Origin of the sequence: Streptomyces sp. enrichment culture, from assembly GCF_964272895.1 — a bacterium.
GTDB lineage: Bacteria > Actinomycetota > Actinomycetes > Streptomycetales > Streptomycetaceae > Streptomyces.
The window spans coordinates 910,768-931,132 of the sequence record NZ_OZ186832.1 but is presented as its reverse complement, the minus strand read 5'-3'; the positions used below and the strand labels follow the sequence as shown (position 1 = coordinate 931,132).

At 72.8% G+C, this 20,365-nt stretch carries 22 protein-coding genes; 14 read left to right on the top strand and 8 right to left on the bottom strand.

Annotation, left to right across the window (positions count from 1 at the left end):
• Positions 1–2: 2 nt before the first annotated feature.
• Positions 3–551: a DUF5134 domain-containing protein gene (locus ACSU6M_RS04140; RefSeq protein ID WP_437067131.1), complete on the bottom strand. Its 549-nt coding sequence runs from the start codon at positions 549–551 to the stop codon at positions 3–5.
• Between the two features lie 109 nt (positions 552–660).
• Positions 661–1,053: a VOC family protein gene (locus ACSU6M_RS04135; protein ID WP_437067129.1), complete on the bottom strand. Its 393-nt coding sequence runs from the start codon at positions 1,051–1,053 to the stop codon at positions 661–663.
• Between the two features lie 67 nt (positions 1,054–1,120).
• Between ACSU6M_RS04135 and ACSU6M_RS04130 the strand changes: the two genes are divergently transcribed.
• Positions 1,121–1,660, top strand: a complete 540-nt coding sequence (locus ACSU6M_RS04130; protein ID WP_437067128.1) for a GNAT family N-acetyltransferase — start codon at positions 1,121–1,123, stop codon at positions 1,658–1,660.
• Here ACSU6M_RS04130 and ACSU6M_RS04125 read toward each other — a convergent pair whose 3' ends face one another.
• Positions 1,661–2,344 carry a glycerophosphodiester phosphodiesterase gene (locus ACSU6M_RS04125; protein ID WP_437067126.1) on the bottom strand — a complete coding sequence of 228 codons (684 nt, stop codon included), beginning with the start codon at positions 2,342–2,344 and terminating at the stop codon, positions 1,661–1,663. It lies immediately after the preceding gene.
• 233 nt (positions 2,345–2,577) lie between these two features.
• Here ACSU6M_RS04125 and ACSU6M_RS04120 point away from each other — a divergent pair, with 233 nt between their 5' ends.
• The 5 genes from ACSU6M_RS04120 to ACSU6M_RS04100 all read left to right on the top strand — a co-directional run bounded on the left by ACSU6M_RS04120 (position 2,578) and on the right by ACSU6M_RS04100 (position 7,768).
• Positions 2,578–3,975: a DUF6421 family protein gene (locus tag ACSU6M_RS04120; protein ID WP_437067124.1), complete on the top strand. Its 1,398-nt coding sequence runs from the start codon at positions 2,578–2,580 to the stop codon at positions 3,973–3,975.
• A 38-nt stretch (positions 3,976–4,013) separates the two neighbouring features.
• The gene (locus ACSU6M_RS04115) at positions 4,014–4,760 is read left to right on the top strand and encodes an SDR family NAD(P)-dependent oxidoreductase (protein ID WP_437067122.1); all 747 of its coding nucleotides are present in this window, start codon (positions 4,014–4,016) and stop codon (positions 4,758–4,760) included.
• Positions 4,757–5,827, top strand: a complete 1,071-nt coding sequence (locus ACSU6M_RS04110; RefSeq protein ID WP_437067121.1) for a threonine aldolase family protein — start codon at positions 4,757–4,759, stop codon at positions 5,825–5,827. The genes ACSU6M_RS04115 and ACSU6M_RS04110 overlap by 4 nt, the downstream gene beginning before the upstream one ends.
• Positions 5,828–5,925: 98 nt before the next feature.
• Positions 5,926–6,519, top strand: a complete 594-nt coding sequence (locus tag ACSU6M_RS04105; protein ID WP_437067119.1) for a transglutaminase domain-containing protein — start codon at positions 5,926–5,928, stop codon at positions 6,517–6,519.
• Between the two features lie 70 nt (positions 6,520–6,589).
• Entirely contained in the window at positions 6,590–7,768 is a 1,179-nt protein-coding gene (locus ACSU6M_RS04100; RefSeq protein WP_437067117.1) for a hypothetical protein, read from the top strand.
• Positions 7,769–7,775: 7 nt separating this feature from the next.
• Here the strand turns inward: ACSU6M_RS04100 and ACSU6M_RS04095 are convergent, their stop codons facing one another.
• The 3 genes from ACSU6M_RS04095 to ACSU6M_RS04085 form a co-directional block, all read right to left on the bottom strand.
• On the bottom strand, positions 7,776–8,786 hold the full coding sequence (locus ACSU6M_RS04095) for a hypothetical protein (RefSeq protein WP_437067115.1): 1,011 nt from the start codon (positions 8,784–8,786) through the stop codon (positions 7,776–7,778).
• A 77-nt stretch (positions 8,787–8,863) separates the two neighbouring features.
• Positions 8,864–9,592: a lysophospholipid acyltransferase family protein gene (locus tag ACSU6M_RS04090; protein WP_437067114.1), complete on the bottom strand. Its 729-nt coding sequence runs from the start codon at positions 9,590–9,592 to the stop codon at positions 8,864–8,866.
• 176 nt (positions 9,593–9,768) lie between these two features.
• A complete protein-coding gene (locus tag ACSU6M_RS04085) occupies positions 9,769–10,185 on the bottom strand; it encodes a DUF4395 domain-containing protein (protein ID WP_437067113.1) in 417 nt (138 codons plus the stop codon).
• Positions 10,186–10,261: 76 nt separating this feature from the next.
• Between ACSU6M_RS04085 and ACSU6M_RS04080 the strand changes: the two genes are divergently transcribed.
• The 6 genes from ACSU6M_RS04080 (at position 10,262) to ACSU6M_RS04055 (ending at position 16,936) form a co-directional block, all read left to right on the top strand.
• Positions 10,262–10,684 (top strand): TlpA family protein disulfide reductase, encoded by a 423-nt coding sequence (locus ACSU6M_RS04080; protein ID WP_437067111.1) that lies wholly within the window; start codon positions 10,262–10,264, stop codon positions 10,682–10,684.
• Between the two features lie 187 nt (positions 10,685–10,871).
• Positions 10,872–11,381: a flavin reductase family protein gene (locus ACSU6M_RS04075; protein ID WP_437067110.1), complete on the top strand. Its 510-nt coding sequence runs from the start codon at positions 10,872–10,874 to the stop codon at positions 11,379–11,381.
• Between the two features lie 219 nt (positions 11,382–11,600).
• Entirely contained in the window at positions 11,601–12,389 is a 789-nt protein-coding gene (locus ACSU6M_RS04070; protein WP_437067109.1) for an electron transfer flavoprotein subunit beta/FixA family protein, read from the top strand.
• 56 nt (positions 12,390–12,445) lie between these two features.
• Entirely contained in the window at positions 12,446–13,408 is a 963-nt protein-coding gene (locus ACSU6M_RS04065; RefSeq protein ID WP_437067108.1) for an electron transfer flavoprotein subunit alpha/FixB family protein, read from the top strand.
• Between the two features lie 197 nt (positions 13,409–13,605).
• Entirely contained in the window at positions 13,606–14,901 is a 1,296-nt protein-coding gene (locus ACSU6M_RS04060; protein WP_437067106.1) for a DUF6986 family protein, read from the top strand.
• Positions 14,902–14,995: 94 nt separating this feature from the next.
• Complete coding sequence (locus ACSU6M_RS04055) at positions 14,996–16,936, top strand: serine/threonine-protein kinase (protein ID WP_437067104.1); 1,941 nt, start codon at positions 14,996–14,998, stop codon at positions 16,934–16,936.
• Here ACSU6M_RS04055 and ACSU6M_RS04050 read toward each other — a convergent pair.
• Positions 16,882–17,685: a hypothetical protein gene (locus tag ACSU6M_RS04050; protein ID WP_437067103.1), complete on the bottom strand. Its 804-nt coding sequence runs from the start codon at positions 17,683–17,685 to the stop codon at positions 16,882–16,884. The genes ACSU6M_RS04055 and ACSU6M_RS04050 overlap by 55 nt on opposite strands.
• Positions 17,686–17,692: 7 nt before the next feature.
• Positions 17,693–18,769 carry a LacI family DNA-binding transcriptional regulator gene (locus tag ACSU6M_RS04045; protein ID WP_437067102.1) on the bottom strand — a complete coding sequence of 359 codons (1,077 nt, stop codon included), beginning with the start codon at positions 18,767–18,769 and terminating at the stop codon, positions 17,693–17,695.
• Positions 18,770–18,950: 181 nt separating this feature from the next.
• On the opposite strand from ACSU6M_RS04045, the gene ACSU6M_RS04040 reads away from it, so the two are divergent.
• Both ACSU6M_RS04040 and ACSU6M_RS04035 read left to right on the top strand, forming a co-directional pair.
• On the top strand, positions 18,951–19,904 hold the full coding sequence (locus tag ACSU6M_RS04040; RefSeq protein WP_437067101.1) for an ROK family protein: 954 nt from the start codon (positions 18,951–18,953) through the stop codon (positions 19,902–19,904).
• Between the two features lie 241 nt (positions 19,905–20,145).
• Positions 20,146–20,355: a hypothetical protein gene (locus ACSU6M_RS04035; RefSeq protein ID WP_437067099.1), complete on the top strand. Its 210-nt coding sequence runs from the start codon at positions 20,146–20,148 to the stop codon at positions 20,353–20,355.
• The last annotated feature ends 10 nt before the right edge of the window (positions 20,356–20,365 follow it).

Here is a 20,365-nt window from a genome sequence, read left to right as displayed (position 1 = left end):
TCTCACATCATCAGCAGCATCGCCACCATCGCGATGCCCATGGACAGCCGGCAGGCCCGCGCCAGCTCCGGCCGGTCCCCCCAGGCGACCGTGCCGCCCGCTGCGGCGGCGGGGCCGGGGACGGGCAGCAGCCGTGCGCCGGAGCGCAGCACATAGCCGGTGAAGTACAGCAGCAGCGCCCCGGTGAGCAGGGGCACGCCGGAGGCACCGTGCCCGTGGCCGCCGGGGGAGGCGGCCATCGCCACCGCCATGTAGACCATCGCCGCGTCGCCCACCAGATGGTGCAGATGGTGCGCGTCGGCCCGCGCGGCCCACAGCGCCCGCAGCGCGGCACCGCCGAACACCGCCGCGTAGGCCGGCCAGGCCCACGGCGGCGGGCTGAACACCGTCGCGGGCACCGCCATCGCGGCCATTCCGAACCCCATCAGCGCCTCGGTGCCCGCGCTGCGGCGCTGCTCCTCCACGCTGCTGCGCATCCGCAGCAGGCAGTACGCGCCGGTCGCGGCGCACAGCGCGACCAGCAGCCAGCCGGGTGACGCCGGTCCGTGCACAGGTACCTCCCCGCTCGAGACCCGCTCCAGCCAAGCGATGCCCCGGCACCGCGGGGCGTACGCGAGCGCAAGGGTGTACACGGGGAGCACGGTCCGCGCGCGGGAAGTGTCAGAGGCCCGGCCGGTACCGCAGCGGATGCTCCTCGGGCACCTCCACCAGCACGATCTCGGTCCCGTCCGGATCGCTGATCCACATCTCCACCAGCCCCCACGGCTCGGTGACGGGCGGCCGCACGATGGTCACCCCCTTGCCGCGCAGCTCCTCGTGCGCCGCCTCGGCGTCCGGCACCTGCAGCCACAGCCGCACCGCCGGTGACGGTCCCTCCTCGGCGCGGCCCGACAGCTCCAGGAACCCGCCGCCGAGGAAGTAGACGGTGCCCCGCTCCGGCCCGGTGCCGAACTCCCGGTACACGGCGAGACCCAGGTCACCGCCGTAGAAGGCGCGCGAGCGCTCGGGGTCGCGGGGGCGCAGAAGGATACGGCTGCTCAGCACATGCACCATGCCCGCGCAGCGTAGTGCCGGAGTTAGGCTCGTCCCGCCCGACCACGCCACAGAACGGAGCCCCGCCATGGAATCCGCCGTCCACGGACTCACCTTCCGCGACGCATGCGACGCCGATGTGGACACACTGGTCGCGTTGATCGAGTCCGCGTACCGGGGTGAGGCCAGCCGGGCCGGCTGGACGACCGAGGCGGACATCCTCCAGGGGCAGCGCACCGACCCCGAGGGTGTGCTGGCCGTGATCAAGTCGCCGGACAGCCGGCTGCTGACGGTCGAGCGGGACGGCGAGGTCGTCGCCTGCTGCCAGCTGGAGCACCGCGGTGACCACGCCTACTTCGGCATGTTCGCGGTCAGTCCCCGGCTCCAGGGCGCCGGCCTCGGCAAGGTGATCATCGCGGAGGCGGAGCGGCAGGCCCGCGAGAGCTGGGGCGTGACCGAGATGCACATGACGGTGATCTCCGTGCGCGAGGACCTCATCGCCTGGTACGAGCGCCGCGGCTACCGCCGTACGGGACGGATGACCCCTTTCCCGTACGGCGACGAGCGCTTCGGCATCCCGCAGCGCGACGACCTCCAGTTCGAGCTGCTGGTCAAGCCTCTCGCCTGATCAGGCGGTGAAGCGGCCGGTGCGTTTGATGTCCGGGTGGTCGGTGGTGGCGCCGTCCAGTTCCAGGGCCCGTACGAGCCGCAGGTGGTCCTGGGTGTTGACCACCCAGCCGATGATCCGCAGGCCGGCCTCGCGGGCCCGCTCCACGACCTCCAGGGTGAGCCTGCGGATGTCGAGACACAGGGTCGGGGCGCCCACCGCCACCGCGCGGTCGACGATGTCGGTGCCGTAGCGGCTGCCGATCAGCGCCGTGCGGACCCCCGGCACCAGCCGGGCGATCTCGGCGACCGCCTCGTCGTGGAAGGAGGACACCTCGACGCGGTCCAGCAGGTCCCGCGCCCGCAGCACGTCCGCCAGCGCCCGGGCGGCGGCCACGTCCTTGATCTCCGCCTGGAGCGGGGACCGTACCGCCTCCAGCACCTCCTCGAAGACCGGGATCCGCTCGCCCCGCCCGGCGTCCAGGGCGCGCAGTTCCTCAAGGGTCCGGTCGGCCACGGGGCCGGAGCCGTCCGTGGTGCGGTCCAGGTCCGCGTCGTGGATGACCACGAGGGCGCCGTCCTTGCTCAGATGCAGATCCAGCTCGATGACGTCCAGTCCGGCGCGTTCGGCGGCGACGAAGGACCGAAGGGTGTTCTCGGGCTCCACGCCCATGACTCCGCGGTGACCGATGGTGAGGAAGTTCAAGGCAGACCTCGCTTCCGTCGACGGCAGTCGGGGCCGCAGCCTAATGGCCCGCGCCCGCCCTGCACCCTTACGTGCAAGGAAGCGCGGAAGCATCCCTTCCCACGGTGTCCAGCAGGAAAACCTTCGGTGATGTCGGGGGGTTCACAGGATAATTTCCCGAGGCTCCCCTTGCTCGAAGAAACCGCATATGCATACGGTGTCCTCACGCGAGGTTCTCCTGTGGAGGATGGGACATGACGGAAATTCTTGTGCAGGCGGCGACGGGGGAGCAGGTTCCTTCGACGAGCAGGGTGGTCGAACACCCGGCCTGGCCCCGGCTCAAGGATGCCGTGGAGCGGATCCGGCCCTGGCAGTCCAAGGACGGCTCGATCGACCTGACCGCCGAGGGCGCCCCGGAGCGGGCCGCCGCCGAGGCCGCCGTGCGCGAGGTGATCGAGGCGGTGCGCGAGCTGTCGCCGCTGCTGCCGCACGACACCGCCTACCACGAGGCCCTGGCCAAGGACCTGCAGAAGTGGGCCGAGGGCGGCTTCCAGGTGCCCGACTTCCTGGACTCGCTGCTCGCCTTCCACCCGGCGGCGAACCGCGCGGACGGCCTCCAGCACCTGGTCGTCTTCCCGATGTACACCCAGAACGGCAACCCCGACCGCAACCTGGAGGCGGTCGTGCTGCGCATGGTCTGGCCGGACTGGCTGGCCGAGCTGGAGCGCACCCGCTACGACAACCCGCTGTTCTGCGGCATCAAGTTCGAGGACTTCACGGCCGGCTACGACACCAACTCCGCCGTCCTCTTCCCGGAGACCATCGCCGTGCGCGAGGCGCCGGAACGGTTCACCTGGGGTGGCATCTTCTGCGACCGCGAGGCCGCCCGCTTCCGCCGCGTCACCGACGCCGCCGTCGACATCCTCGGCCTGGACCTCCCCGAGGACATCGCCGCGATGGTCCACGACCAGAAGCGCTGCGAGGAGGCGTTCGTCCTGTGGGACATGGTCCACGACCGCACCCACAGCCACGGCGACCTGCCGTTCGACCCCTTCATGATCAAGCAGCGCCAGCCGTTCTGGATGTACGGCCTGGAGGAGCTGCGCTGCGACCTCACCGCCTTCAAGGAGGCCGTGAAGCTGGAGGCCGAGGGCGTCCCGCAGGCCCGTGACGTGCAGTACGCCGTGCTGTTCGACCGTATGTTCCGCTTCCCGCTCACCGGCGACCGCAACCGGAACTACGACGGCCTCGGCGGCCAGCTGCTCTTCGCCTACCTGCACAAGCACGACGTCGTCCGCTGGCGGGACAACAAGCTGTCGATCGACTGGCAGCGCGCCCCGCAGGTCACCAACCAGCTGTGCGGCGAGATCGAGAAGCTCTACCGCGACGGCATCGACCGCCCGAAGCTGGTCCACTGGTTCGCCGGCTACGAGCTGGTCTCCACCTACCTCGCCCCGCACCCGGGCTCCAAGTGGGCCAAGGGTCCCGACGCCCTGGACCTGACCCAGCCGCCGCGCAAGCTCGTCGATGACGTGCTTCCGGACGAGTTTCCGCTGAGCATGTTCTTTGAGGCACTGTCCAAGAAGCTGAAGAACGTGATCGCCTCCACCAAGGGCATCACGGCGGACAGCGCCGAGCGGGTCGCCGCGTGAGCGACCGCGTCCAGAACACTGCGGTGAAGGGGAAGAACATGGGGAACGGGGCTCTCAGCGGTGCAGTGATCGCGGTGGCCGGCGCGGGCGGACCCGCCGGCCGGGCGGCACTGCTCCGGCTCGCCGAGGCCGGCGCCACCGTCGTCGGCGCCGACAACGACCCGGAGCGGCTCGCGGAGGCCGTGGACGCGGCGCGCTACGCGCACGGCGGCGCCACCGTCACCGGCGAGACGGTCGACCTGCTCAACCTGGACGCCACCCGCGACTGGGCCAACCGCACCGAGAAGGAGTTCGGCCGCATCGACGGCCTGGTCCACCTGGTCGGCGGCTGGCGCGGCAGCGAGACCTTCACCAAGACCAGCCTCGACGACTGGGACTTCCTGGAGCTGCTGCTCATCCGCACCGTGCAGCACACCTCCCTCGCCTTCCACGAGGCGCTCCAGCGCAGCGACCGCGGCCGCTACGTCCTGATCAGCGCCGCCGGCGCCACCAAGCCGACCGCCGGCAACGCCGCGTACGCCGCGGGCAAGGCCGCTGCCGAGGCGTGGACGCTGGCCATGGCCGACTACTTCCGCAAGGCCGGGGGCGAGCAGGGGCCGACGTCCGCTGCTGCGATCCTGGTGGTGAAGGCGTTGGTGCACGACGCGATGCGCGCCGAGCGGCCCAACGCGAAGTTCGCGGGCTTCACGGACGTCAAGGACCTCGCCGAGGCCATCGTGGGCGTCTGGGACAAGCCCGCCGCGGAAGTGAACGGAAACCGTCTGTGGCTCACCGAGAAGCCGTGAACCCGCCGAAGACCGACGCGCGTCGCCATCACGACCCCGAGGTCCGCGGTTTCGCCAGCGACAACTACGCCGGGGCGCATCCGGAGGTGATGGCCGCCCTGGCGCTGGCCAACGGCGGCCATCAGGTGGCGTACGGCGAGGACGACTACACCGAGAACCTCCAGGGGATCATCCGCAGCCACTTCGGCCCCACGGCGGAGGCGTTCCCGGTCTTCAACGGCACCGGCGCCAACGTCGTCGCGCTCCAGGCGGTCACCGACCGCTGGGGCGCGGTGATCTGCGCCGAGAGCGCGCACATCAACGTCGACGAGGGCGGCGCGCCCGAGCGGATGGGCGGCCTGAAGCTGCTCACCGTGCCCACCCCGGACGGCAAGCTCACCCCTGAGCTGATCGACCGGCAGGCATGGGGCTGGGACGACGAGCACCGCGCGATGCCGCAGGTCGTCTCGATCACCCAGTCCACCGAGCTGGGCACCCTCTACACGCCCGACGAGATCCGCGCGATCTGCGAGCACGCCCACGCGCACGGCATGAAGGTGCACCTGGACGGCTCCCGGATAGCCAACGCGGCCGCCTCCCTGAACGTGCCCATGCGCACCTTCACCAACGCGGTCGGCGTGGACATCCTCTCCCTGGGCGGCACCAAGAACGGCGCCCTGTTCGGCGAGGCGGTCGTGGTCATCAACCAGGACGCCGTGCGGAAGATGAAGCATCTGCGCAAGCTGTCCATGCAGCTCGCCTCCAAGATGCGCTTCGTCTCCGTCCAGCTGGAGGCGCTGCTCGCCAAGGACCTGTGGCTGCGCAACGCCCGGCACGCCAACGAGATGGCCCAGCGGCTCGCCGAGGGCGTGCGCGCGGTGCACGGGGTGGACATCCTCTACCCGGTGCAGGCCAACGGTGTCTTCGCCAAGCTGCCGCACGACGTCAGCGAGCGGCTGCAGAAGAAGTTCCGGTTCTACTTCTGGGACGAGGCCGAGGGCGTGGTGCGCTGGATGTGCTCCTTCGACACCACGGAGGACGACGTGGACGCGTTCGTGGCGGCGCTCAAGGAGGAGATGGCCCGCTGAGCGGCCGCACCGGCCGAAAGTCCCACCGATTGCATAGGTATGCGGTCACCTGAAAAGTCATTGACTGTCGGGTGATCGCATTCCTATGCTCTGCGGGTATGGAGCTGATCCAGGAGAACCCCGACCTTTCCGCCTATCTGGCCGCCGACGAGGTCATCGACCATGAGCACCCGCTGGTCCGGCAGACCGCGGCCCGGCTCGCCGACGGCGCCGATGACTCGTATGATTATGCGCGAGCCGCCTTCGCGTACATCCGTGACGCCGTCCCGCACTCCGCCGACTCCGGCGATCTGCGCGTCACCTGGCGCGCGTCCGACGTCCTGGAGCAGCGGACCGGCATCTGCTACGCCAAGGCCCACGCCCTCGCCGCGCTGCTGCGGGCCGAGGACATCCCCACGGCCCTCTGCTACCAGCGGCTCGCGCACGACGACGGCTCGGGCCACTGCGTCCACGGGCTGGTCGCCGTCCGCTTCGACGGCGCCTGGCACCGCCAGGACCCCCGCGGCAACAAACCCGGCGTGGACGCCCAGTTCTCCCTCGACGGCGAGCGGCTGGCCTTCCCGGTGCACCACGAGGCCGGCGAACTGGACTATCCGGTCCTGTACGCCGCACCTCACCCGGCCGTCGTCGACGTCCTCAAGGCCGCCCCCGACCGGCCGTACCTCTGGAAGACGCTCCCCGCCGCACTCTGAGGCGACCGAGCCCGCGCCCGAGGCCACCCACCCCGCGCCCGGCGCGCGCCCGCCCGCTAGGGTCCACCGCATGAACGACGGGGAACCGGCACGGCACACGGCGGCGGCGAAGGACGGCCCATGGCTCACGCGGCGCCGCCTGCTCGTGGCGGCCCTCGCCCTCGCCCTGCTCGCCACCGGCACCGCCGTCCCCCTCGTCCTCGCCGCGGGCGACGACGAACCGCCCTGCCAGGAGATCCCCGCCGCCACCCGCGCCCTCGCGGCCCGGCCCGCCGCGGCGACCCGCGCGCTCGACCCCGGCGACGACCTGTCCCGCATGGACGAGGTGCGCAGGACGCTGCGCCACGACAACCCCTGCGGCGACGGCGGCAAGGTGCTCGGCGAGGTCGTCGAGGCCGCCACCCTGGCGAGCGGCCCCGGCACCCCGCACACCCTGGCCCAGGCGCGCGCCGTCTACGGCGTGGTCGCCGCGCTGGACGGCGCCGACATACCCGAGGGCATGGCACCCGGCGTGGCCAGGATGCTCGCCGACTACGTGGTCGACGAGGCCCGTTACCTGTCCCACGACCCCGACCTCGGCGCCCCGGCGGTCCCCGGCGAGGCGGCCGCGCCCGACGCGCAGGGCTGGACGCGCTACGGCCGTTTCCTCGCCCCCGGCGAGGCCCACACGGAGTTCGAGTACGAGCACCCCTACGGCGAGGCGGAGGCCGACCCGAAGTGGCTCGTCGGGGAACTCACCCAGGACCCCGAGGCGTTCGCCGTCCTCTACGACGCCGAGCGCGCCTACTTCGCGCACTACCTGGAACGCCTCACACGGCACGGCACCGACCCCGGCTTCCGCCCCGACCGCCCCGCGCGCAGCGGATACGACAGCACCGGGACGACCTGGCCGGACAACGACCTGGAGGACATCGCCGAGCGCGTCGGCGACCTGATGAAACACCGCGCCGGCCACGCGTGGGAGGGGACCGTGGCGGACCTCGCCGCGTACGACGAGGCCGTCCGCCGGCACACCCGCGGCGCCTACCGGCCCGCCGCCCGCCAGGTGATGACGCGCCCGCCGATGGCCGCCATCGCCGCCCGGCCGGTCTCCGGGCCGCTCCGGGGCGATCCGATGGACGGCCGGTACCAGCTGTTCACCGTGTTCGACGCCTGGGCGCGGGAGCGTGGCGTGCCGCCGGAACGGGCCGCGGCCATGCGGCAGATCATCGACGACGCCTATGTCCGCGGGCTGTGGCTGCGCTTCTGACGGCTCGTCACCCGTGGACGCGGAGGTCCGTGCAGTCCCGCTGCCGCATCCGGTCCTCGGCGAACGCCGTGAGCAGTTCCCGCCGCTTCGCGGTGCCGACGCCGGGGATGTCCTCGGAGGCGGACAGGGCGAAGCTCGCGGTCTCGCCGTCGCAGCGGGCGGTCGCGGTCATGTCGCGCGGCACGCCGTCTTGGGTGACCAGTCGCCTGCTCCAGTCGCCGTACCAGACGACGAACGTCATCCCCTGCCCGCCGCCGTCGCCCGATGAGCTCAGGTCGCACCGGCCCGTGGGCGCGGCGTCGTTCAGCCGGTCGGTCAGCTCCCAGGCGGCCGGCCGCGGCAGCACGGAACCCACCGCGCGGGCGCAGGCGCTGTCCTCCGCCTCGTCGAAGGGGACCGTGCGCGGATCGTCCTCGGGGTCGGGCGGACCGGCGTCCCCCTTCGGCACGCGCAGCGGCCCGGCGCCGCAGCCGAGCCGGTCGGAGGCGGTGGCCACGGCGGCGACGGCGGTCTCGTAGGCGGCGGGCTGCCCGGCGGCCGCGTCCCGGCCGAACACGGTGCGCACCAGCATCCGGCGCTGCCGCCCCTCGTCGTCGCGGCCCAGGTCCGGGCAGTCCACCAGGAACTGCAGCGCGCCGAACTCGTCGACGAAGCCGGGCATGCCCTCGGGCAGTGCCGCGGTCGTGGAGAAGCCGTCGTCCTCGAAGAGACTGCGGAACTCCCGGTCCTGCTCGTCCCGGCGCGTGTACGCCCGTACCTTCAGCAGGAGTTCGTCGTGGATCTCGTCGCCCTCGAACGTCAGGGAGCAGCCGTACACGCCGAGCCGCTCGTGCGTCGCGGACTCCGCCTCCGTGAAGTGGGAGCCGTGGACGGCGAGTTCGCGTACCGCGTCGCCGGGCAGACCGCCGTCGCAGGCCCCGCGCACCAGCATCCAGTCCTGGACCCACGGCTCGGCGATCCATCCGACGGCACCCAGCGCGGCCGCAGCCGCCACCGCCACCTTGATCCAGCGCCGCATCCCACCGCCCCCAGGCCCCGCCGTCGCACTCTCGCCGGGACCCTACCGGTCGCGCCGGGTCCGGGCGGCGGGCGGGGTCAGCGCGACTCGGCGGCGCGCACCTGCTCCGGCGTGGGAGCCGTGCCGCCCAGGTGGGCGGGGAGCCACCAGCTGTCCTCCGGACCCTTGGGGCGGGCCGGGTAGGCGCGCTGGGCGGCCTCCAGCAGCTCCTGGACCCGCTCGCGCAGCTGGCGGGTGATGGCGCCGGCGTACTTGTCCTTGGGCGCCTCGACCGCCTCGCCCACACGGATGGTGACCGGGAGATGGCTGCGCCGGAAGTTGCGCGGGTGGCCCTTGGTCCACAGCCGCTGGGTGCCCCACACGGCCATCGGGATCAGCGGGACGCCCGCCTCCTGGGCCAGGCGCGCGGCACCGGACTTGAAGCTCTTCAGCGTGAACGACTGGGAGATCGTGGCCTCGGGGAAGACGCCGACGACCTCGCCGGAGCGCAGCGACTCCAGCGCGTGCTCGTAGGCGGCCTCGCCCTGCTTGCGGTCCACCGGGATGTGCTTCATACCGCGCATCAGCGGACCGGAGACCTTGTGGCGGAACACCGACTCCTTGGCCATGAAGCGCACCAGCCGCTTCTGCGGCAGCGCCGCCAGGCCGTTGAAGATGAAGTCCAGGTAGCTGATGTGGTTGCTCACCAGGACGGCACCGCCCGACCGCGGGATGTTCTCGGACCCCTTGCAGTCGATCTTGAGGTCCCATGCCTTGAACATGGTCAGGGCAAGGCCGACGACCGGACGGTACACGAGCTCAGCCATGGGTGGGACGGGCCCTTTCTGCTCTGCTCGGGAAAGGGGGCTCCCGGCGGGAAGTTACGCAGCCGTAGGTTTGCGGCCTGTCGCAGATCGTGCCCCAAGAACGCCCGCGGGGCCAGTCCGCGTGCCCGTCCTGGGCGAGATCCTCGTCACGTCCACCTCGGGCTTTTGCGGATTCTTTACTCCGGGCGTACCGCCAGCCTCCGCAGAAGCAGGAACATCTCGCACCCCAGGCAGTAGCCGAACACCGCGTTCAGGAAGGCCGCCCCGAGCGCCGCCCCGGTCGCCGCCAGACCCAGCCACTCGACCCCCGCGGCGAACCCGGCGAGCCCCACGCCCGCGAAGAGCAGGCCCACCGCCTGAGCGAACCGCGGCGGCTCGGGCGCCTCGAAGTCCGCCGGCGGCCCCAGTCGCGGCCGTACGACCCGGCGGAACACCCAGCCATACGGCGACCTGCCCACCCCGCCCGCCGCGCCGAGCGCGAACGCCAGCGTCTGCCAGGCCAGCAGCCAGGCGCTCCCGGTGACCAGCACCAGGGCCAGCACCACGGTCGTCACGGCCGCGCCGAACCGCGGCCCCCTCACGTCGATGTCCATGCGGTCCAGCATTCCTCAAGCGGAACCGGGTATGCGGCCGGGAATCTTTGCGGTCTCGTGAACGCTTCAGTCGAGGATGACCGGACTTGTGGTGTGCGTGGCGGTGCTCGCGGCGGCGAGCGCCTTCGGAGTGCTGCATCGGCGGCGGAACGGGAGAGTGCGGGTGCGCGGGCGCGACGCGGGCAAGATGCTGAGCCCGGTGGAACTGGGCGGGGAGCTGGGGGAGCGCGCCACGCTGGTGCAGTTCTCCAGCGCCTTCTGCGCCCCCTGCCGGGCCACCCGCAGGGTGCTCGGCGAGGTCGCCGCGATGGTGCCCGGGGTCACCCACGTCGAGATCGACGCCGAGGAGCGGCTGGAGCTCGTACGGGCCCTGGACATCCTCAAGACCCCGACCGTCCTGGTACTGGACGCGCGTGGGCGCGTGGTGCGCAGGGCCGCCGGCCAGCCCCGCAAGGCGGATGTGATCGCGGCCCTCGGGGAGGCGGTCGGGGCACAGTGAGGCCGCTCCCATATCCCGGTACGTACTTGACTGGGCGTACCACCGATCGTCAGCCTGATCCCCATGCCTTCGGAACTCCTTCTCTTCGGCCGGGTGCACATCGACCTGGCCCGCACCGCGAGCGCGCGCTGTCCGGGCCGCTGAGCACCCGCGACCCGCTCGTCCCCTCCATCAGAAGGACAACTCCATGACGGCCACGTCCGACCTCGGCACCGTCCGGCTCGCCTCCCCCGATCTGCTGCGCTCCGTCTTCCGGCGGCACGCGGCGGGTGTCGCGGTGATCACCGCGAGCGGCGACCGGGGCCCCGTCGGCTTCACCGCCACCTCGCTCACCTCGGTCTCCGCCGATCCTCCGCTGATCTCCTTCGGTATCGGCACCGGCGCCTCCAGCTGGCCCGCGATCGCCGAGGCGGAGTACGTGGGGGTGCACATACTCGGCGAGCACCAGCAGCAGCTCGCCGCCACCTTCGCGCGCAGCGGCGCCGACCGCTTCGGCCCGGCGACCGACTGGCACGAGGGTCCCGAGGGCGTGCCCGTCCTCGACGACGTGCCGGCCTGGCTGATCGCCCGGATCGTGAGCCGGGTGCCCGCCGGCGACCACCGGATCGTGCTGGCCGAGGTCGTCCTCGGCGACCCCTCGGGCGCGGGCCGTCCCCTCCTCTACCACCAGGGGCGCTTCACCGCTCTGCGGGATTGATCACCCCCTGCCGCTTCTGCGGACCGGTCCGATTCCGGTTACGCTGCGTTGCGAAGGTCACAGTTCAAAGCGCTTGCTTAGCGGGAACGAACTGGGTGTACTGACGAGTAATATTTCGCTCGGGGCGCGGGGTCGCCCCGACCGGGATCGGCCGCTTGGGGCGCCTATGCTGCCTGCAAGAGGCAGCCGAGAAATGACGATTGCAGTAGGAGAGCCGGCGTGAGCTTGAGGATCGTTGTCACTGTGAAGTACGTGCCCGACGCCACTGGCGACCGGCACTTCGCCGATGACCTGACCGTCGACCGGGACGACGTGGACGGTCTGCTCTCCGAGCTCGACGAGTACGCCGTCGAGCAGGCGCTGCAGATCGCCGAGAACTCCGACGACGACGTCGAGGTCACCGTCCTGACCGTCGGCCCGGAGGACGCCAAGGACGCGCTGCGCAAGGCGCTGTCGATGGGTGCCGACAAGGCGATCCACGTCGAGGACGAGGACCTGCACGGCACCGACGCCATCGGCACCTCCCTGGTGCTCGCCAAGGCGATCGAGAAGGCCGGCTACGACCTGGTCATCTCCGGCATGGCCTCCACCGACGGCACCATGGGCGTCGTCCCGGCCCTGCTCGCCGAGCGCCTCGGCGTCCCGCAGGTCACCCTGCTCTCCGAGGTCTCCGTCGAGGACGGCACCGTCAAGGGCCGCCGTGACGGCGACGCCGCCTCCGAGCAGCTGGAGGCATCCCTGCCGGCCGTCGTCTCGGTCACCGACCAGTCCGGCGAGGCCCGTTACCCGTCCTTCAAGGGCATCATGGCCGCCAAGAAGAAGCCGGTGGAGTCCTGGGACCTGTCCGACCTGGACATCGAGGCCGACGAGGTCGGCCTGGAGAACGCCTACACCGTCGTCGAGTCCGCGGAGCCGCGCCCGGCCCGCACGGCCGGCACGATCGTCAAGGACGAGGGCGAGGGCGGCAAGCAGCTCGCTGAGTTCCTCGCGGGCCAGAAGTTCATCTAAGGCCCGCAGCCGCACGCCGACCGCCCCTCAACTTCGTTACGCAGGAGAGCAATCCCATGGCTGAAGTCCTCGTCTACGTCGACCACGTGGACGGTGCCGTCCGCAAGCCGACCCTTGAGCTGCTGACCCTGGCCCGCCGCATCGGCGAGCCCGTCGCCGTCGCGCTCGGCAACGGCGCCGCCGACACCGCCGCCGCCCTCGCCGAGCACGGCGCGGTGAAGGTCCTCACCCACGACGCGTCCGAGTACGCCGACTACCTGGTCGTCCCGAAGGTCGACGCCCTCCAGGCCGCGGTCAAGGCCGTCGAGCCGGCCGCCGTCCTGGTGCCGTCCTCCGCGGAGGGCAAGGAGATCGCCGCCCGTCTGGCGCTGCGCATCGGCTCCGGCATCATCACCGACGCCGTCGACCTGGAGGCCGGCGACGAGGGCCCGGTGGCCACCCAGTCGGTGTTCGCCGCGTCCTTCACCACCAAGTCCCGCGTCTCGAAGGGCACCCCGGTCATCACGGTCAAGCCGAACTCGGCCGCCGTGGAGGCCGCCCCGGCCGCGGGCAGCGTCGAGGCGCTGGAGGTGTCCTTCTCCGAGAAGGCCACCGGCACCAAGGTCACCGCCCGCACGCCGCGCGAGTCGACCGGCCGCCCCGAGCTGACCGAGGCCGCGATCGTGGTCTCCGGCGGCCGCGGCGTCAACGGCGCCGACAACTTCGCGATCATCGAGGCCCTCGCCGACTCCCTCGGCGCGGCCGTCGGCGCCTCGCGCGCCGCGGTGGACGCGGGCTGGTACCCGCACACCAACCAGGTGGGCCAGACCGGCAAGTCGGTCTCCCCGCAGCTGTACATCGCCTCCGGCATCTCCGGTGCGATCCAGCACCGCGCCGGTATGCAGACCTCGAAGACCATCGTGGCCATCAACAAGGACCCCGAGGCCCCGATCTTCGAGCTCGTCGACTACGGCGTCGTCGGCGACCTGTTCGACGTCGTCCCGCAGCTCACCGAGGAGATCAAGGCCCGCAAGGGCTGATCGCCGCCCCGGCTGCCCGAAGCCCCCTGACCCACGCCGGTCACCGGGCTGACCCAGGCCCCCGTGACCCGCGCCGGTCACGGGGGCCTCGGCATGCCCGGATGCTGTACTGAGGGTGTTGACCAGCGGGAAGATCCCCGGATAACTTCGTTCAACGGAATGTTGATTCCGCCTGTCGGAAATATGGAGGGTGTGGGATGGGTCAGGGCCAGCAGGAGAAGGTGGCGACGAGCCTCGCGGGCACCGTCAGCGAGGAGATCAGCGCCTCCCTCGCCCAGGTCGACGCCGCGCTGGAGCGCCTCTACCCCGGGGACCCCGGCACCCGGCAGCCCGTCCACACCGTCTACGTCCCCGGCGACGTCTTCGCCGCCGACACCGTGCGCAGCTGGGGCGACCAGGCCCTCGCCGCCCTCGACGAGCACGCCCCGGACGCCGCCTCCTTCGCCTCCGTGCTGGGCCTGGCGGACGAGCTGGCCGAGCCGGTGTACTCACGGGTCCGCGCCAAGCTGGAGCGCGAGCCGATCGAGGACCTGCGCGTCGACTTCGAGGACGGCTACAAGGGCAAGGACGAGGACGCCGACGCCGCCCGCGCCGCGCGTCTGATCGCCGAGGCATACGAGCAGGGCACGGCGGCCCCGTACATGGGCATCCGCATGAAGTGCATGGAGGCCCCGGTCCGCGACCGCGGCATCCGCACCCTCGACATCTTCCTCACCGGCCTGATGCAGGCCGGCGGCCTGCCCGAGGGCCTGGTCCTGACCCTGCCCAAGGTGACGTACCCCGAGCAGGTCACCGCCATGGTCCGGCTCCTGGAGGCGTTCGAGAAGGCGCACGGCCTGGAGCCCGGCCGGATCGGCTTCGAGATCCAGATCGAGACCAGCCAGTCCATCCTCGCCGCCGACGGCACCGCCACCGTCGCCCGGATGATCCAGGCCGCCGAGGGCCGCGCCACCGGCCTGCACTACGGCACCTTCGACTACAGCGCCTGCCTCGGCGTCTCCGCCGCCTACCAGGCCAGCGACCACCCCGCCGCCGACCACGCCAAGGCGATCATGCAGGTGGCGGCGGCGGGCACGGGCGTACGGGTCTCGGACGGCTCGACCAACGTCCTGCCCGTCGGCCCCACCGAGAAGGTCCACGACGCCTGGCGTCTGCACTACGGCCTCACCCGCCGCGCCCTGGCCCGCGCCTACTACCAGGGCTGGGACATGCACCCGGGCCACATCCCCACCCGCTACGCCGCCGTCTTCGCCTTCTACCGCGAGGGCTTCGAGCAGGCCGCCGCCCGCCTCGCCCGCTACGCCAGCCACACCGACGGCGACGTCATGGACGAGCCCGCCACCGCCAAGGCGCTCAGCGGCTACCTCCTGCGCGGCCTGGACTGCGGCGCCCTCGACATCGCCGAGGTCGCCCGCCTCACCGGCCTCACCCGCGCCGACCTGGAGGGCTTCGCCGCGCCGCGCCGCGGTGACCTGACGGCCTCGGCCACGTAGCGGAATCGTCACAGCGGCCACCGGCGACCGTCGCCGTCACTCCTGCCCCGTAGTCTGTACGCCGTTCATGAGCGTGTCAGAGAACGGGGCAGCGGTGTCTTCGGGGGAGTACGGACAGACAGAGGGCGTCGGCAGGGTGCTGGCCGGGCGCTATCGCGTCACGGCGCGGCTCGGGCGCGGCGGCATGGGCGTCGTATGGCGGGCCGTCGACGAGGTCCTCGGCCGCGAGGTCGCCGTCAAGGAACTGCGCACCTACACCGACTCCGCAGGCCCCGAGCTGTCCGACCTGCGTCTGCGCATGCAGCGCGAGGCCCGCGCCGCCGCCCGGGTGCGCCATCCCGGAGTGATCGCCGTGCACGACATCGCCGAGGTCGACGGGCGCCCGCTGATCGTCATGGAGCTGGTGGACGGCCCCTCCCTGGACGATGTGCTGCGCGAGCGCGGCACCCTCGACCCGCGCGAGGCCGCCGGGATCGGCGCCAAGGTGATGGACGCGCTGGCCGCCGCCCACCGCGTCGGCGTCCTGCACCGTGACGTCAAGCCCGGCAACATCCTGCTGGACCGCTCCGGACGGGTCGTCCTCACCGACTTCGGCATCGCCACCATGGACGACCCCGGCGACGGCTCCGAGACCCACCTCACCCGCAGCGGCGAGATCGTCGGCTCCCTGGACTACCTCGCCCCCGAGCGCGCCCAGGGCGGCCTCCCCGGCCCCGCCTCCGACATCTGGGCCCTCGGCGCCACCCTGTACGCCGCCGTGGAGGGCGCCTCGCCGTTCCGCCGTACGTCGACGTACTCGACCCTGACCGCCATCGTCGCCGAACCCCTCCCGGAGGCGCACCGGGCCGGACCGCTCGGCCCCGTCCTGACCGGCCTCATGGCCAAGCACCCCGACGCCCGCCCGGACGCCGACCGGGCACGCGAGCAGCTGGAGGCGGTGGCCTCGGGCGCCGTGACGGACCTCCCGACGGCGTCCCTGCACGGCTGTCCGGCGGCCACGGCAGCGTCCGCCCGCGCGGAGACGGAACTGAGCGTGCCGTCGGTGCCGCCGGGCTTCGGCCCGGCGTACGCCCCCGCCGACGGGACGGGCCACCCCGCCAGCCCCGCGGGCAACGGGCACGCCGATCCGTTCGGGAACGCCGGACACGCCGGCACCTTCAGGAACGCCGGGCACGTCGACCCCTTCGGGAACGCCGGACACGCCGATCCGTTCGGGAACGCCGGACACGCCGATCCGTTCGGGAACGCCGGCCACCTCGGACCGTTGGGAGACGCCGGGAACCGCGCACCGGCCGGCGCCCCCGCCCCCGCGGCCGACGCCGCCGCTCCCCGCGACCCCGCCCCGCCCCGCCGCAAGCGCGGCCGCGCCCTGCTCGCCGCCGTGGCCGTGACCGTCGTGCTGGCCGCCGCCGGTGTCACCGTCGCCCTGTTCGACACCCCCGCAGACGACGACACCGAGCCGGTCGCCGCGTCGGGCGCCTCCGCGGCGGCGATCAGCGGCTCGGCATCGGTCTCCGACCCGGAGTCGGCCCGTGCCGGTACGGACGCCGAGGCGAGCCCCGAGGACAGTGCGGAACCCTCCGAGAAGGGCGAGGACCCCTCGCCGAGCGCGTCGAGGACGACCGACGACGAGGAACCCGCCGAGCCGACCGGCCGCGCCACGACCGCCGCCCCCTCGAAGTCCCCGACCGCCGGATCCGGTGGCGGCGACGAGCCCGGCACCGGCGGCGGCGCGACCACCCAGGCCCCCGCCCCCGTCTGCCACCCCGTCGGCGGCGGGAAGTACAACTGCCAGGTCTGGCGCACCGCCACCTCCTACACGGCCTCCGGCACCGAGGCCGGTGTCCTCTACGCCGGCACCAACTACTTCTACTGCCAGCAGAACCTGGGCCGCCGGGAGACCTACGGCGAGTGGACCAACGTCTGGTGGGCCCGGACGGACGACGACAGCGGCAACACGAACGTCTACGTCAGCGACGTCTACATCCAGGGCGGCGACAACGACGCCCCGGTGCCCGGACTGCCCGTCTGCTGAGGGCGGACGTACGCCTCCAGGCCGGACGCCGTCACCAGCTTCTCCTCGGCGAACAGCCGGGTCCCGCGCTCGCACAGCGCCGAGTCGGCCCGCGCCCGCGCGACGAACTCCTCCGGCGTCACCCCGAACAGCTCCCGCAACCGGGGCAGGGCGACGAGGAGTTCGGTGAGCAGGGCGCGCTGGCCGGGGTGGGCGCGGGGGGCGCCCGTGCCGTCCCGCAGGACACCGCGCCGGTTGACGTACGCGTACACCCCCGGCAGCGTCCGCCCGTCCTCCAGCTCCACCCGCACCTCGGACCCGGGCAGCCAGGCCCGCCGGAAGTTCCCGGCCGGCAGCGGTACGCCCTCGCTGGCGTCGACGACCGCGAGCTGCGCGGCGTCCAGCCAGGTCACGAACAACTCCCGTACCGCGCCGGGCGCGTGGACCGGCGACGCGGAGACGTAGCCCATGCGGCTCACATGCGCGGAGACCCCCGCGGCGACGCCGGTGACCCGCACCTTGACCATCGGCAGGGGCGCGCGGAGCCCGGCGAGGGCCAGCTTGCGGCGCAGCTGGCCGGGGGAGGCGTTGGAGCCGACGGCGAGCACGGGGGTGCGGTCGGGGTGGACGAGGCGGCCCAGGGGCAACAGGCGGTCGCCGTCGAGCAGTCCGGAGCGGTCGGGCCACGCGCCCGGGTAGCTCAGCGGGTCGTCCCGCGGCACCACGTCCAGGCCCAGGGCCTGCAGGGTGTGCTCGTCCGCCTCGGCCATCGGCGCCTCAGTCCGCGGGCGGCAGCTCGCCGGAGCCGCGGGTGATCAGCCGGGTGGGCAGTTCGATCCGCTCGGGGGTGACCAGGGTGCCGTCGAGCTGCTGGAAGAGCCGCTCGGCGGCGGTACGGCCGAGGGCCGCCGCGTCCTGCGCGACCACCGTCAGACCCGGCTGGAGCAGCTCGGCGAGCTCGATGTCGTCGAAGCCGACGAGGGCGACCCGGCGGTCGTGCTCGGCGAGGACGCGGACGACGGTGACGGTCACCCGGTTGTTGCCCGCGAAGACCGCCGTCACCGGGTCCGGTCCGGACAGCATCTCCTCGGCCGCCCGGCGCACCCGCACCGGGTCGGTGACGCCCAGGGACATCCAGGAGTCCGCCACGGGTATCCCGGCGTCCTCCATGGCGGCCCGGTAGCCGCGCAGCCGCTCGGCCGCGGTGTGGATGCGGGGCATGTCACCGATGAACCCGATCCTGCGGTGCCCGTGCGCGATGAGGTGGGCGACGCCGTCGCGGGCCCCGCCGTAGTTGTCCGACAGCACCACGTCCGCGTCGATCCGGCCGGCCGGCCGGTCCACGAACACCGTCGCCACGCCCGCCCTGATCTCCGGCTCCAGATAGCGGTGGTCGTCCCCGGCCGGGATCACCACCAGGCCGTCCACCCGCCGGGCGCACAGCGCCAGCGCCAGCTCCTGCTCACGGTCCGGGTCCTCCGCGCTGGAGCCGTTGATCAGCAGCGCGCCGTGGGCGCGGGCCACCTCCTCCACCGCGCGGCTCAGCGGGCCGTAGAAGGGGTCGGCGAGGTCCTCCAGGACCAGGCCGATGCTGGCGGTGCGGCCCTTGCGCAGGACGCGCGCGCTGTCGTTGCGGCGAAAGCCCAGTGCCTCTATGGCGTCCTGCACCCGCCGTTCGGTGTCCGGTGTGACGCCCGGCTCGCCGTTGACGACCCGCGAGACCGTCTTCAGGCCGACGCCGGCCCGTGCGGCCACGTCCTTCATCGTCGGGCGGTTCCCGTAGCGGGCTGCGGGCAGCCCGTCTGCTCGGCGGATGGCATCGGCCACGGTGCGGTGTCCTGTCCTGTGATCCACGTGTGATCCACGGGGGTGCGTCGATCCGTGGATTGTATGAGGATGTGGCGTCGAGCATAGAGCCTGGACAACGTTGTCAGAAGCGGGGACACTGTCCCGGCACCTTCGGTTCGCGCGCCCCACCGCCGGACAGGCCTGCCCTTTTCCTGCCCTTGCCCATGGTTGACGGGGAGATCCGACCTTGACGCACACCGCCCTCGTGGCCGCGCTCGACATCGGCGGCACCAAGATCGCCGGCGCCCTGGTCGACGGCGACGGCCACATCCTGGTGCGCGCCCAGCGCCCAACGCCCGCCAAGGAGCACGGCGACACGGTGATGGCCGCGGTACGCGAGGTGCTGGCGGAGCTCAGGGCCACGCCCCTGTGGGCCCGCGCGCACGCGGTCGGCATCGGCAGCGCCGGGCCGGTGGACGCCTCCGCGGGCACGGTCAGCCCCGTCAACGTGCCGGGCTGGCGCGACTACCCGCTGGTCGCGGGCGTACGGGAGGCCACCGGGGGACTGCCGGTCGAGCTGATCGGGGACGGGGTCGCCATCACGGCGGCCGAGCACTGGCAGGGCGCCGCGCGCGGCCACGACAACGCGCTGTGCATGGTCGTCTCCACGGGCGTGGGCGGGGGCCTGGTCCTGGACGGGCGCCTCCATCCCGGCCCCACCGGCAACGCCGGTCACATCGGCCACATCAGCGTCGACCTCGACGGCGACCCGTGCCCCTGTGGTTCGCGCGGCTGCGTGGAGCGCATCGCCAGCGGCCCGAACATCGCGCGGCGCGCCCTGGAGGCCGGCTGGCGGCCCGGCCCGGACGGGGACACCTCCGCCGCCGCGGTGGCCGCCGCGGCCCGCTCCGGGGAGCCCGTGGCGGTCGCCTCCTTCGCGCGGGCCGCGCGTGCCCTGGCCGCCGGGATCGCCGCCACCGCGACCCTGGTCGAGATCGACATCGCCGTCATCGGCGGCGGCGTCGGCAAGGCGGGGGACGTCCTGTTCACCCCGCTCCGCAAGGCCCTCGCCGACTACGCCACCCTCTCCTTCGTACAGCGCCTCACCGTCGCCCCCGCCCGCATGGGCACCGACGCGGGCCTGGTCGGCGCGGCAGCGGCGGCCCTCGCGGGGCGGGCGGGCACGGTCGCGCCGGTGTGAAAGGGGCCGTGCGGGAGGGTGACGGAACGTTCATGCGGGGGTCTGGCCCTCGTACGGGACCTCGCCCGGCCCACCGGCAGGACCTCCTCCCGCGGGCGTCGCGTGACCTTGCCGCGCGGGCGTGAGCTTCGTACGGCCGCGCGACCTCGCCGCGCGGACGTGATCTTCGTACTCACTGCCGGGCCCCGCGACCTCCTCCCGCGGGCGTGACCTTCCTCGGGCGGGTGGCGTTGGAACGGGCATGAAGAAGCGCAGCATGCTCGCCATCGCCTCCCTGGCCACCGGTTTCGTCGTCGCGGCGATCACCCCGTCCCACGGTCTGGCCGACTCCGCGCTCGGGGACCTGGACGTGCAGGACACCCTGAGCACCCTCGACCACACGATCGCCAGCGAGAGCCTGTCCGGGGTCGACGAATCGGCCCTCGGCGGCGAGGCGACGCAGAACGGCTGAGCCTCCCCAG

Coding starts and splice junctions, on each gene's coding strand:
- ACSU6M_RS04100 (WP_437067117.1), top strand. CDS start 6,590: ATGAACGACGGGGAACCGGCACGGCACACGGCGGCGGCGAAGGACGGC.
- ACSU6M_RS04135 (WP_437067129.1), bottom strand. CDS start 1,053: ATGGTGCATGTGCTGAGCAGCCGTATCCTTCTGCGCCCCCGCGACCCC.
- ACSU6M_RS04130 (WP_437067128.1), top strand. CDS start 1,121: ATGGAATCCGCCGTCCACGGACTCACCTTCCGCGACGCATGCGACGCC.
- ACSU6M_RS04115 (WP_437067122.1), top strand. CDS start 4,014: ATGGGGAACGGGGCTCTCAGCGGTGCAGTGATCGCGGTGGCCGGCGCG.
- ACSU6M_RS04060 (WP_437067106.1), top strand. CDS start 13,606: ATGGGTCAGGGCCAGCAGGAGAAGGTGGCGACGAGCCTCGCGGGCACC.
- ACSU6M_RS04065 (WP_437067108.1), top strand. CDS start 12,446: ATGGCTGAAGTCCTCGTCTACGTCGACCACGTGGACGGTGCCGTCCGC.
- ACSU6M_RS04095 (WP_437067115.1), bottom strand. CDS start 8,786: ATGCGGCGCTGGATCAAGGTGGCGGTGGCGGCTGCGGCCGCGCTGGGT.
- ACSU6M_RS04050 (WP_437067103.1), bottom strand. CDS start 17,685: ATGGCCGAGGCGGACGAGCACACCCTGCAGGCCCTGGGCCTGGACGTG.
- ACSU6M_RS04080 (WP_437067111.1), top strand. CDS start 10,262: ATGACCGGACTTGTGGTGTGCGTGGCGGTGCTCGCGGCGGCGAGCGCC.
- ACSU6M_RS04085 (WP_437067113.1), bottom strand. CDS start 10,185: ATGGACATCGACGTGAGGGGGCCGCGGTTCGGCGCGGCCGTGACGACC.
- ACSU6M_RS04075 (WP_437067110.1), top strand. CDS start 10,872: ATGACGGCCACGTCCGACCTCGGCACCGTCCGGCTCGCCTCCCCCGAT.
- ACSU6M_RS04105 (WP_437067119.1), top strand. CDS start 5,926: ATGGAGCTGATCCAGGAGAACCCCGACCTTTCCGCCTATCTGGCCGCC.
- ACSU6M_RS04090 (WP_437067114.1), bottom strand. CDS start 9,592: ATGGCTGAGCTCGTGTACCGTCCGGTCGTCGGCCTTGCCCTGACCATG.
- ACSU6M_RS04120 (WP_437067124.1), top strand. CDS start 2,578: ATGACGGAAATTCTTGTGCAGGCGGCGACGGGGGAGCAGGTTCCTTCG.
- ACSU6M_RS04035 (WP_437067099.1), top strand. CDS start 20,146: ATGAAGAAGCGCAGCATGCTCGCCATCGCCTCCCTGGCCACCGGTTTC.